We start from the raw sequence: 12,864 nt of genomic DNA, 5'->3' as shown, positions 1-12,864 counted from the left end.
ACATTTTACAGACACAATGCAGCCGCGCCCAATATGGGAGCATCCATTAAGTCTGATGTTTCAATTTTTGTTTGTTCCAATTGTTTTTGATAAGCAAATGAAATTAAGGTTTCATGCATCGATTCTTTAAAAAACGCATATGCCTTGCTTATGGATCCGCCAAGGACTATGGCTTGGGGAGCATACATATAAAGAATGGCCTTGATGGCTTCTCCTAGATGAACTCCGTATTCCTTGTACGCCTGTAGAGCTAACTTATCTTTATCCATGGCCTTCCTGAATAAGGCTTTGGCCGACTCCCCGTATTTTTCATCAAAGAAAAAACTACCTGCATAATGCTCCATAATCCCATCCTTATAAGGAATCATACCTACTTCCCCCGCTCCGCACAGTACGCCATTGTATAGCTTTCCATCCACCAAAATGCCCATACCCAATCCTGTTCCCAATGAAAGCGCTACACAATTCGAATATCCCATGGCTTTCCCAAAATGCTTCTCGCCCAACGCGAAACAGTTGGCATCGTTGTTAATATGGACAGGCACATTGTACCGATCTTGAACTTTTCTTCTCAAAGGAACTTTTGTCCAAGATGGAATGTTTTGTACATCATATACCATTCCTGAATCTGGATCTACTACCGCGGGAACACCTATACCTATGGCTCGAATTGAATCAGTCATAAGCTCATCAATGGCCCCAAACACCTTATTGAGGGCAATTTCCTCTGAATCATCTCGATTTACTTCAATGAGATGGGTATCCACTATTCTGTTTCCCATCACCCTGCCCGATTTGATCTTAGTTCCACCTATATCAACCCCAAGAACCTCTGCTCCAATCCCTTTCACTGTTCCTTCTTTAAGCTTATCGTCTTATTATTTACCAAGGGTTTGGCCCAAAAGCCGATGGAAAGAATAAATGCCAAGGGCAGTATCAGAAAAAACATTCCAGATTTCAGGGTCAACATTTCACCCAGCCCCCCTACCATAAATGGAATGACCGCCCCACCTGCTATACCGGTACATAAAATTCCGGACAACGAACCATGGTGTTCCTTTACCGAGTTGAGCGCCAATGAAACTATAATGGAATACATTACCGAAATAAAGAATCCTACCATTGGAAAACCTATCAATGCCATTTGGGATGAGCCTGTCAAGGCCAAAATAAGACAGACTATGGTTATGGATGTTGCGAAAATCAACAGTTTCCGGCTATCCATAAACTTCAACAATAGAAGGCCCAGCAGACATCCTACCGTCAACATGGCCCAAAAATAGGATACAGTGTCAGCTCCTGTGGTTTGTGGGTCAAGTCCGTGGTATTCGGATAAGAATTGGGATATCCAATTTCCAACACCTTGTTCCGTACCCACATAACAAAACATCCCTATAAAATACAGTAAGGTCCATTTGTTTTTCAATAAATCCCAATAGGAGCTTTTGTCCCCTGCCCTTTCCTCCTCAGTCTTTTCAAACTTTGGATATTTGGTAAAAAAAACATAGAAAAACAACAAAAGGGATATTCCGGCAAACACAATATAGAGCGAGGCCCAAGGCAAATCCTCAGGCACCCATCCCCGCAACATGTCTGCAATCATATCGTTGGAAACCTCTTCCTTGTTCACCAAGTATTTATAGAGATAAGGACTTAAAAAAGACGCTGACCCAAACACCAATTGCGCCAGTACCGAGTTGAAGGCAAAATGTTCCTCACCTCCGGCCACGCGTAACATGGGATTAATAATGACCTGAAGGACCGCCATACAACAACCCAGTATAAATAGTGTAATACTGAACACGCTGTACTGTGGGGTAAGGGCAAAGCCCATAGAGGCAATGGCCATTACCAGAAAGGATACGGACAGTAAGGTCTTCTCACTAAACCTTTCGGAAAGGAACCCTGCAGGTATGGACATGATCCCATATGCGATAAAGAATGTAAATGGCAGTAGGCCTGTCAAAGTCAGACTTAGATCAAAACTACCCTTAACATCCACTATTATGGAGTTCAGTATGTTGGTGATGAAGGATATTACAAAGAATACGATCATTACCAACCCAATGATGTGAAAATATCTTTTGGTTGTGGCCTTGTTGTGCTCCATTTTTGGTTGGTTATTTTAATCTTGGGGTTCCAAATATTGGTCCACTCCTATTCTGTACCCAGCATGGGGAACAATTCCTTGATTTCTTCTTCGGTCGGTTGTTTTCCATACTCGCAAATCTCAAAGAACTCCACCTGCTTTACTTTGGAGACATCCACGTTGGGATACCACTTCTTTACGACTTCCAAAGTGCCGGCATCGGGTTTTCTGTTCATCCATCTGTCCTTCAGCCATGCCAGTCTTTCCTTTTCTCCTTTGGGAATGGTGGCAAGGTCCATTCCATTGGTCCATGGCAACCATTCGAACATTTGTGAATCGTGGGCCGCCAAACCTTTGACTTTGGTATCGATCACATCATCCACTATCACCGCAATGTCTTTTTGGAATGGGTATGGCTTTTTAAAGTGGTCGCTCATGTATAGAAAAACTGGATTCTTTTTAAGGGGTGGTGTGTCCGGAGCTACGTTGGGCACAATGTTCATGTAGGCTGCATCTTGTACAACGGAACCTGCATTTCTATGATCGGGATGATAATCATTGGGTCTCAACCCTAAAACGATATCAGCGTTCCAGCCACGTATTCTTCGGATTACCTCCAGTCGAACGTTCAAAGTGGGAAACAGCTCCCCATCATGGTTATCCAGAACTTCGTATTCCGCAATACCCAAAGCTTTGGCCGCATCCTTGGCCTCTTGTCTGCGCTTTTTGGCCAATGGCCCTCCTCCCATGCTTTGGTGGCCTGCGTCTCCGTTGGTCAACGCCAAAAATTTCACATTGTGGCCCATTTTTGCAAAGAGTGCTGCAGTACCCCCGAATTTTGAGTCACAGTCATCAGGGTGTGCCCCAATGGCTATAATATTGAGTACTTTTTTTTCTTGTGCCTGGATGGTTGCAAAGGCAAAGCAAAGGCAAATTGCCATCATTAATTTTCTCATCGTATAATCTATATTAGGTTCCTTAAAAATTTAATAATTGTGATTTTGGTCGATTCTTTTAAAGCAACTTTATGAAACGGACCCCTGTCCTTTTTGACAATGGCACCCATAGCATCATAAGTAGGGATTCATGGTCTTTTGGGGCGCTACCAATCAAACTAACTTAAATAATGAAAACACATTATAACGTAATCAAAGTCATTGCTTAGTTCTGTACAAAATTTGGGTTAATGTCCATCTCACGTTGTGGGATATAGAAAAACTCCCTTGTCCCGGTGATGAAGGGTTCAGCATCCTGGATTTTATCCACCATACCAAAGCGTTTTAAATCTGGCCATCTATGGTTCTCAAAAGCAAGCTCCACTCTTCTTTCCTGCAATAGTTTTTCTTCGAAGGTTCCTGGAGTGGAGGCATCAATATCGGGAAGATTTACCCTATTCCTAATCTCATTGATCAAATCATAGCTTTCGGGTGTTTCCCCCAATGCTTCGGCCAGCATAAGAAGTACATCTGCATATCTAAAAACCACAAAGTTGGTATCGGAATCGTTTTCAATTGCCAAATCAGATCGGTACTTTTTGATGTACCTAGCTTCTATGGTCTCTCCTTCCAAATCCACATAAGAATCCCCCATCGATATATCATACCGAAGGTCACCGTCCTCATATGCCTCCAACATGGAAACCGTAGGTCGGTTTCGCCCAAATCCTGAGCCTGTTTGCAAATCGGTACTGGGTGAAAAATCGTTGGTAAAAAGGCTTCCTTGTCCAATCCCCCCACTGATGTATTGCACCTCAAAAATGGATTCCGCATTGTTCTCATTGGCCACACCCCATAAATCGGCATAGTCTGGAAGCAGTTCATATCCATAATTGGCTATGATTCTCCGAAGTACCGTTTCAGCAGCAGAATCTTCACCCAAGGTCAGCAATACCTTGGCCAAAAGAGTAGCAGCCGCTCCCTTTGTTGCTTTTCCCACTTCACTGCCCGAGTAAGAAACCGGTAAGGCATCTTCGGCCGCGGTCAGGTCCGTGACCAATTGTCCCAAAATCGTGTTTTGGTCGACCTGTGTCAGCTCTTCCCCAGAGATATATGGTGTAAGCTGTAAAGGGATGTTTCCAAAACCGATGGCCATATGATAGTACACCAATGATCTAATGAACAGTGCTTCTCCTGTGACCCTGTTCTTTAGGGAGGCATCCATTTCCACATTAGGTATCCGTTCCAAAATCACGTTGCAATTGGCAATCACCTTGTACGATTCACTCCATGCGGAAGTAATCTGCTCGTTCAACGCATCTTCGGTAAAGGAATTGATTTCGGTGTATTGACGTGCCAACCCTGTGGCATCCGGACCTTGATCGGTATTATCGCTTCGCATCTCGAACATGGTCCAATACCCCCTTCCATAAATTCCTGTGCTTTGAAGCCCTGAATAACTTGCATTGATGGCCACTTCAAAATCATCCGCAGAATTATAGAAATCGGCTTCATTCCTATTGGATACTGGTGCAAGGTCGGTAAAGTCTTCACTACATCCGGCGAATAGAACCGTGCATAGTATTATATATAGAACTCGTTTCATGTTTTCCATTTTTTAGGTTAGAACTTTAAGTTTACTCCTAGGGTAAAGGATTTGGTCAATGGAAATGCTCCATAATCCTCGCCCGGGGTTAAACTGTTCGTGGTAATACTACTCACCTCTGGGTTGTAACCAAGGTAATCGGTAATCGTAAAAAGATTTGTTCCCGTAACATAGAACCTAAGTTTCTGGATGTTGCTTCCAAAAAGATTATTGGTTGGCAATGTATAACCCAAGGTCACATTCCTCAATCGGATATACGACCCATCCTCTACTTGGAAAGAAGACGGTCTGTTGTTATTTCCATGATTTCCAGATTCTCTGTCCGCCCGTGGAATCGACCCGTTCCCAGGGTCGGAAGGCGACCTCCATCGTTCATTGAAAATGGCATAGGAATTAAAATTGGCCTCCCCGTTCTTCATATGTCTTGAGGTAAGGTTCAAGATCTCATTCCCTTCGACTCCTTGGATCAAGAAGCTCAAATCTATGTTCTTGTACTTGAACCTATTGTTTACCCCCCAGGTAAAATCCGGAAAATAACTCCCGGTAACCGTTCTATCATCTGGAGTGATCTCTCCGTCCCCATCAATGTCCTTGAACTTGAAATCACCGACACCTGGATCAGGAGCCTGGGTATCCAGGGGAGCACTATCTATTTCTGCCTGTGATTGGTATATACCGTCCACTACATATCCGTAATAGCTTCCTATCGGGTCTCCTACCCTTGTTACGTGGCGTACACCGGCACTACCTGAAGAATAAATGGGTTCGTTTCCTTCATTGAGCGAAAGCACTTCATTCTTATTGGTTGAAAAATTGATATCCGTATTCCACGTAAAATCTCCTACAAAATTCTTGGTGCTCAACGCAATCTCAAATCCCCTGTTTTGTACTTCACCAAGATTTCTCAACGTAGTTTCAAACCCAGATACCGAGGAAATGGCAACATTCAACAACAAATCTCTGGTTTTTGTATCGTAGTAATCGGCCAAAAGAAAAACTCGATTGTTGAACAATCCCAGTTCAATACCTGCATCAATCTGTTCCGATTTCTCCCAAGTCAGATTGGGATTGGGAATGGTACTCTGGACCAAACCGTTGATTTCATTTCCTCCCAAGTTATAGTTTTGGGGGGATAATAGGCCAACGGCCCCATAATTGGGAATCTCAAAGTTACCCGTCTGCCCCCAACTCAATCTAAGTTTTAGCTCGGAAACGGTTTCTGACCCGACCAAGAACGATTCTTCGTTCAATCGCCATCCAACCGAGAAAGAAGGAAAATATCCCGTTTGGTTATTCTTTCCGAATCTGGATGATTTATCGGAACGAATCGTACCGGTAAACAAATACTTGTCCTTGTAACTGTAGTTGACCCTGAATAGAGAGGACAATAACGACCACTGTTCCTTTACAGAGGTGCCACCAAACACCTGTCCCCCACTGATGGTGGGAACCAAATCATCCGGATAGTTGTTGGCCAATACCTGTTTCAATGTCAAATTGTCCTTTTGGGCGGTATATCCCAAAACAGCATCCAAGTAATGGTCTCCAAATTCCTTTTTCCAATTGAGGGTATTCTCCCAAAGCCAATTGGTCTCTGTGGAAGATGATGCCTGTCCATACGGGTTACCATCCGCCGAATTTCTGTACAACAATGTGTTGGCACGGTAAAAATCCTGATTGTACAAATTAATGTATGCCCCTCCGAAGGTCTTAAAACTCAACTCCGGTAAAATATCGTAAGTCAATGCAAGGCTTCCCCTTGTCTGAAATTGGAATATTTGGTCATCCACGGCTTCGATGATTGCCAAAGGATTACTTGCCGTTGTGGTCCCACCTCCCAAATAGGATTGGTTGTTCAGTTGGTTTATGGTACCGTCAGGATTGTATGGACTCACTGTTGGAGAATGCACTATGGCTGAATAGACGATACCTGGAGGCGTGGCAAAATAAGGTGAAGATGCCGGTACCCGTTGGTTTTCGGTAACGGTCGGGGCCAATCTTACATCCAAGTTCAACTTTTTGGCAAGTTGGGAATTTAGGTTCAGCAGTACGGAGTACCGCTCAAACTTCGCCTTATCTATAACCCCGGTTTGGGAAAAATAGCCCGTGGATACATAAAAACTTGTCTTGTTCCTTACCGGTGATGCGTATGAAAAATTGTAACTCTGAACTATCCCGGTCTTAAAGATAAGGTCTTGCCAATCAGTATCCGTACCATCCCAGTTAACAAAGGATTCCGGTAGTTCGTAGTTGGCATTCCCTCTATCTCCGGGTCCTATGGGATCATTGATGGAAGCTCCATCAACAGAGGCCAGATAATTGTTGTTCCTGGCATCCGTAGTATAGTCTATCAATTCTTGGGCATTCATCAAATCCAACTTATTGGCAACGGACTGTATGCTCACATAAGAATCAAAAGAAAATACTCCTTCTTCAGAGTTGGACCCTTTCTTGGTGGTGATCAAAAGAACCCCATTACCTCCCCTAGATCCATAAATAGCTGCGGCACTTGCATCCTTGAGTACTTGAATGGATTCAATATCATTTGGATTTAGCGTAGCCAATGGATTAATGGTCGGGGGTTGGAACGTAGCCCTTCTATTGGCAACACCTCCCAACTGACTTGATGAGGTAAGGTTACGCGAAATAGGGATTCCGTCCACAACAAACAATGGGTCGTTTCCCGCAGAAATAGAACCTGAACCACGCACCCTAATGTTAGGGGCCGCTCCTGGTTCACCGGAGACTTCCTGTACCTGCACACCGGAAACTTGGCCGATCAGGGCACCTTCCGGGGTCAGTGCGGGAACCTCAACAATGGTTTCTGGGGTAATGGAGACTACAGAACCTGTCACCTTGGTTTTGGCCAATGTTCCATACCCCACTACCACAACTTCTTCAAGGGCAGCGGCATCCTGTTCCATGGAAACCGTGATGGAGGTCTGTCCTGCCACATTCACTTCTTTGGGTCTATACCCAATATAGGTTACTTGGATTTCGGTAACACCTGTTGGCAATGTAATGGTAAATTTCCCGTCAAAATCGGTAGTTGTACCCACTGTGGTCCCTTTGGCCACAATACTTGCCCCCGGCAAGGGCATACCTGCTTCGTCCAGAACCGTACCCGAAAGGTTGGACTGCGGCTTTGGTGCATCAATTCTTTTCTGGGGAACTAAATTGGGCAGTGGCCCCTTGTCTTTGTGCTTCACCACAATTTGCCTTGCGATCACCTCAAAGTACAGGTCCGTATCCTTGAAAAGTTCTTTCATGAAATCTTCAACACAAAGGTCTTTGCGGGATATGGATACCTTATGGTTCAGGTCAACATCGGAAGCTTCATAGAAAAACTTGTATCCGGTTGATTCTGTAATCATTTCAAATACATCCCCTAGCTTCGTATTCTCAAAGCTTATGGCAACAATATCCTCTTGCGTACATGATGCCGCTTTCAAATGGCCGAATATAAACAGTAAGAAAAAACAGCATAATATTCTTCTACCGACCTTTGGCGACAAAGCATGGATAGTTTTGGTTTTTTTCATAATTCTTTTAGTCTAGTTAGTTAAGTATTCGTTTTTTGGTCTACTGGTTCTTCAAATCATAAGCACTATTGTTTGTTAGGTTCTTTTATTGTTATTGTTTTTCCTTCTTTTTGATAGCTGAAGCGGGTATGGGTCTGAATTGTTTTCAAAACCCGGTCTATGTCCTCCACATCGAACATTCCCGTGAATCTTCGCTCACCCAATTCTTCAAATTGGTTTATAATCCGTATGTTATACTGACGCTCCAGCTTTTTTATAATGTTGGACATCGCCTCGTTTTCAAAGGTCAATATGCCTTTGGTCCACGACACATATGAAGAAACATCCACATCTTCCACAACAAAACCACTCTCCACATCAAGTAGCTTTGAAGCTTTTTGTGAGGGCTTTAGCATTTGTGGGGTTTTGGAGGTATTTACATCAACTTCCCCAACTCCTACCGAGCCTTCTACCAAAACCACTTCCGCCACTCCATCCTCTGTATAAGCGGATACATTGAACACTGTACCATACACTTGGGTATATATTGTATTGGTTTTGACAAAAAACGGTTGTTCCGGGTTCTTGGCCACTTCAAAAAAGGCTTCTCCCTGCAAATACACCTCTCTTTTGTCCTTCCCGGAAAAACTAGCCGGATAGCTCAATGTAGACCCCGAATTCAACATGACCACGGTACCATCTTGTAGGGTTACCGAGAGCTTTTTCCCATAAGGGATCTTCAGTACATTGTTTTTTTCCACTTTCTTCCCTTTGGTTCCATTCTTTTGGGTGAGTACTCCTTCTACCAAAGAAAAAACAGTATTTCCCTTTTTGCTTTTAATCGTTCCATTGGCACTTGGGTCTAGATTCAACACTTCACCATTCTCCAATTGCAACGTTATCATATTTAAGTCCACTCGAGGAGTCATATCCTCTTGCGGAGTACTGTATAGCAATGCAAACAAGGATGTGGATACAATTACCACTATGGCAGCCGCATATTTCCACATATCTCCGCGTACCAACAATGACCTTACCTTTTTGGAGTCATTCTCTTTTATGGTTTCCAAGAAATTTTTGAAGGCTTCCTCAGACTTCCAAGATCTGTTCTGATAATTTATCAGGAAATCTGCCTGAACATACTTTTTGAACACTTCTTGGTTGTTCCCCTTTTTTACCCACTCATACAACATTGACAATTCTTCTTGGGTAGCTTCCTGGTTGATGTATCTTGTAATAGTTCTTCTTATATCGAACTTGGTCATCGGTGAAAATTTATCTCTTTTATAAAACAGACGCAGTTTTTCAAAAAACCCTTACCTGAATTTATTTTTTTAACACAAAAATTATGGAGTATGCTTTTTTTGCCCTGAAACTTTAGAAGGAACAATTCAGGGAAAATGAACCTACAGAGAGGTTTTTAGAAGAAAATGGTCAGTTGGGCCCTAAGTCTTTTCAGTGCTTTGCCCATATGCACTTCAACAGTTTTGATGGATATATCAAGTCTCTCGGAGATCTCTTGGTATTTAAGGCCTTCCTTTTTACTCATTATAAAGACCCGCTTACACTGTTCGGGGAGGTTTTCTATTTCGGTCTCCACTCTTTTCAATCGTTCCTCAAAAAGTGAAGCATCGGTATCTGCAACTTCCAGATACGCTTCTTGTTTGAGACTCTCCAACAACTCAAATTCCTTTTTCTTTTTCCGTTTTGAGTCTATAAAGAGGTGGTAGGCTATTTTGAAGATGTAATGCTTTAGTTTGTTTTCTTGGACAACCAACCGTTCCCTGTTGTCCCATAACCTAATAAAAGTTTGTTGGGCTATATCTTCGGCGACCCTTGTACTGCCAGAGACCACCGTCATGTAATTGCACAGTTCTCTATGGTATATCCCAAAAAGGTATCCATAGGCTTCTTGGCAGCCTTCTTTCAGCTGCTCAACAAGAAGATGTTCATCACTGTATTTTTTTTGGTCCATATATTTTCGTCTTGGTCATTCAGCGCGCGACCATTGGGAATACTTCCATTGTATCACCAATACCTGTCTCACGCTCTTAACGTAGCGGTAGTTCAAGCAAAGTGGCATGAACTACCTTTATCTCAAACGAAAAAGTGCCGTTACATAAAAATCCCCCAATACAATCTTGGGCTATTTTTAATAAAGGGAAGCTGTATAAGCTCCTTATTTCAATTCTTTGATCTGAAGTGACCAATAGAATAAATACCAAAAAACGTTAACAAATTATAAAAAAATCTTTAAATGATTTGTTTTTTAAAAAAATATGAAGAGGAGCTTTGATTCCCCTATTACCCATTTCACCAATTAGCTTACTGTAACCCTATACCGAAAGCATTGGAATTGTAGATGAACTAAATCCTACTATTGTGTTTGGATGTACAACTCCGGAATAAGATTGATCATGGCTTACACACATCGGTTTCCTAAAGGGAGTTCAGCTTGATTTTTAACACGACCTATATCGTCATGTGTGCAAGTTATGAGATAGGGACGAAGCAATTACGGCCGTGTCTTCTAAAGAGGTTTGGGATATGGCAACCCCAATGGTTATAAAATATCAATAAAAAGGCTATATATCAACCTTAAAGTTAAAACCAAGGATTCCAAAAGCAATGGAGACCATGACCGATAGTGCAACGATTATCCATCTTCCAATAATCGAGCATATTCCGGATATAAGTTCGACAACACCTACCATGGACATTATAAATTCATTGGTCAGCAGCCCATGGCAAGCGAACACAAATTCTTTGATCATCACTTGGTTGTGCGGAAGAAGTTCAAAAAACATATCCAACCCGAATAGGATTAAGGTAACCCCCAATCCTATTCGAACCTTTTAATATATTCTTCTGGACGTTCCTTTTATTTCTTGGTCAAATGATATCCAGCCGATTCAACGGCAGAAGTGATTTCCTCTTCCGTGGCACTTGTGGTCTGTACGATCAACAATTTGTCTTGGGAAGCAAAGTCTACAGACCAATCGGTCACGCCATCCACCTTATCCAAAAATGGTTTTACGGTATTGGCACACCCACTGCACTTAATATTTGATTTGAATTGTAATGTACTCATGTTCATCGATTTTAAATTAGAAAATTACTATAGTTTAATCGTTTTAAGCCTCAAACTGTTCAATACGACCGATACACTGCTAAAGGCCATAGCGGCACCAGCTATCATCGGGTCCAACAAAAATCCATTGATTGGATACAGCAGCCCTGCAGCTATAGGAATTCCAATGATATTGTATATAAAGGCCCAAAAAAGATTTTGTCTTATACCTATAACGGTCTTATGGGAGAGCTTCAGCGCTTTGGGAATCGCATTTAAATCAGAGGTGATCAGGGTCATTTTCGCGACATCCATGGCTATGTCGGACCCTTTGCCCATGGCGATGCTGACATCTGCTTGGGCAAGTGCCTGCGAATCATTGATACCATCGCCCACCATGGCGACCACCTTTCCACTTTCTTGAAGCCTTTTTACAAAATCAGCTTTCTCTGATGGGAGTACTTCGGCTTCATAGCTTTTGATACCCACCTGTTGTGATACGGCTTCGGCGGTCATCTTGTTATCACCGGTCATCATGTAAACTTCCATACCATTCCCCTGCATTTCCCGTATGGCTTCCTTTGAGGACTTTTTTATGCTATCCATAATGGCCAAAATCGCCTTTACCTTGCCTCCACCGCCAAAGTATATGACCGTTTTGGCCTCCTGCTCTAACCCTTCGACCATGTGCCCCAGGTTGTCATCCATGGCGATTCCTTTTTCGACCATCAACTTATGATTGCCCACAAGGTATTGGGTTCCATCCAATGCCTCAGCTCGAACACCTTTTCCTGTAATACTATTGAAGTTCAAAATTTCGACCGGATTTACCTTTCTATTTTTTAAAAAGGAGACCACGGCTTCAGCCAAGGGATGTTCGGACTGTCCTTCCATGGCATATAAAATTTGCTCCAGGCCCCTGTGATCGGTCACATGGTCCGCAAAGACCATATCGGTCACCATTGGCTTTCCTTCTGTTATGGTTCCCGTTTTATCCAGGACAATGGCATTTACTTTGTAACCCAACTCCAAACTTTCCGCATCTTTGATGAGGATATTGTGTTCGGCCCCCTTGCCGATTCCCACCATGATGGCCGTGGGGGTTGCCAAACCCAGCGCACAGGGACAAGCTATTACCAATACGGCAACTGCGGTCAACAGTGCATGGGTAAAAGCGTCCTCACCCCCCAGGAACATCCAGGTGATAAATGTCACCAGTGAAATCGTCATTACCACGGGAACAAAAATACCGGCAATCCTGTCCACCAATTTTTGTACGGGCGCCTTGCTCCCCTGTGCTTCCTGCACCATCTTGATGATCTGGGACAAAAGGGTCTCCCCTCCCACCCGGTCAGCTACAAACTGAAAGCTTCCTTTTTGGTTTACGGTACCGGCAAAAACTTTTTCATCCTTTGTCTTTTCTACAGGGACGGGTTCGCCCGTGATCATACTTTCATCAACATAGGAACTTCCTTTGGACACCGTTCCATCCACAGGGATTTTCTCTCCCGGTCTAACCAAAATCGTTTGACCTACCTTGACCGAAGAAATAGGGATTTCCCCTTCCTCCCCATCTGCTATCACCTTTAAGGTCTTGGGCTGCAACCCTATCAATTTCTTTATGGCGGAGGATGTATTTGATT

General features: G+C 43.1%; 10 protein-coding genes. All 10 read right to left on the bottom strand.

Going from position 1 to position 12,864, the window contains the following annotated elements; translation table 11 throughout:
- Positions 1–5: 5 nt before the first annotated feature.
- Complete coding sequence (locus J0656_RS18820) at positions 6–851, bottom strand: ROK family protein (protein WP_225604830.1); 846 nt, start codon at positions 849–851, stop codon at positions 6–8.
- Positions 848–2,110, bottom strand: a complete 1,263-nt coding sequence (locus J0656_RS18815; RefSeq protein WP_036383526.1) for an MFS transporter — start codon at positions 2,108–2,110, stop codon at positions 848–850. Before J0656_RS18815 ends, J0656_RS18820 begins: the two co-directional genes overlap by 4 nt.
- Positions 2,111–2,157: 47 nt before the next feature.
- A complete protein-coding gene (locus tag J0656_RS18810) occupies positions 2,158–3,045 on the bottom strand; it encodes a PIG-L deacetylase family protein (RefSeq protein ID WP_036383524.1) in 888 nt (295 codons plus the stop codon).
- A gap of 205 nt (positions 3,046–3,250) precedes the next feature.
- Positions 3,251–4,630, bottom strand: coding sequence for a RagB/SusD family nutrient uptake outer membrane protein (locus J0656_RS18805; RefSeq protein ID WP_036386573.1), 1,380 nt, complete (start codon positions 4,628–4,630; stop codon positions 3,251–3,253).
- Between the two features lie 17 nt (positions 4,631–4,647).
- On the bottom strand, positions 4,648–8,172 hold the full coding sequence (locus J0656_RS18800; protein WP_207036700.1) for a TonB-dependent receptor: 3,525 nt from the start codon (positions 8,170–8,172) through the stop codon (positions 4,648–4,650).
- Between the two features lie 65 nt (positions 8,173–8,237).
- Positions 8,238–9,416, bottom strand: coding sequence for a FecR family protein (locus J0656_RS18795; RefSeq protein WP_051947309.1), 1,179 nt, complete (start codon positions 9,414–9,416; stop codon positions 8,238–8,240).
- A gap of 155 nt (positions 9,417–9,571) precedes the next feature.
- Positions 9,572–10,126 (bottom strand): RNA polymerase sigma factor, encoded by a 555-nt coding sequence (locus J0656_RS18790; RefSeq protein WP_036383520.1) that lies wholly within the window; start codon positions 10,124–10,126, stop codon positions 9,572–9,574.
- A gap of 610 nt (positions 10,127–10,736) precedes the next feature.
- On the bottom strand, positions 10,737–10,958 hold the full coding sequence (locus tag J0656_RS18785; RefSeq protein ID WP_237688994.1) for a hypothetical protein: 222 nt from the start codon (positions 10,956–10,958) through the stop codon (positions 10,737–10,739).
- A gap of 74 nt (positions 10,959–11,032) precedes the next feature.
- Complete coding sequence (locus tag J0656_RS18780; protein ID WP_090297511.1) at positions 11,033–11,242, bottom strand: heavy-metal-associated domain-containing protein; 210 nt, start codon at positions 11,240–11,242, stop codon at positions 11,033–11,035.
- A gap of 27 nt (positions 11,243–11,269) precedes the next feature.
- Positions 11,270–12,864: copper-translocating P-type ATPase (locus J0656_RS18775; RefSeq protein ID WP_207036696.1), on the bottom strand; the 1,595-nt coding region annotated here is incomplete at its 5' end.

Origin of the sequence: Flagellimonas aurea (genome assembly GCF_017313785.1) — a bacterium.
Taxonomy (GTDB): Bacteria; Bacteroidota; Bacteroidia; order Flavobacteriales; family Flavobacteriaceae; genus Flagellimonas; species Flagellimonas aurea.
Note: the sequence above shows the minus strand (reverse complement) of the source record. Positions and strands in the feature narration are given on the sequence as shown.

Coding starts and splice junctions, on each gene's coding strand:
- J0656_RS18815 (WP_036383526.1), bottom strand. CDS start 2,110: ATGGAGCACAACAAGGCCACAACCAAAAGATATTTTCACATCATTGGG.
- J0656_RS18810 (WP_036383524.1), bottom strand. CDS start 3,045: ATGAGAAAATTAATGATGGCAATTTGCCTTTGCTTTGCCTTTGCAACC.
- J0656_RS18805 (WP_036386573.1), bottom strand. CDS start 4,630: ATGAAACGAGTTCTATATATAATACTATGCACGGTTCTATTCGCCGGA.
- J0656_RS18800 (WP_207036700.1), bottom strand. CDS start 8,172: ATGAAAAAAACCAAAACTATCCATGCTTTGTCGCCAAAGGTCGGTAGA.
- J0656_RS18795 (WP_051947309.1), bottom strand. CDS start 9,416: ATGACCAAGTTCGATATAAGAAGAACTATTACAAGATACATCAACCAG.
- J0656_RS18790 (WP_036383520.1), bottom strand. CDS start 10,126: ATGGACCAAAAAAAATACAGTGATGAACATCTTCTTGTTGAGCAGCTG.
- J0656_RS18785 (WP_237688994.1), bottom strand. CDS start 10,958: ATGTTTTTTGAACTTCTTCCGCACAACCAAGTGATGATCAAAGAATTT.
- J0656_RS18780 (WP_090297511.1), bottom strand. CDS start 11,242: ATGAGTACATTACAATTCAAATCAAATATTAAGTGCAGTGGGTGTGCC.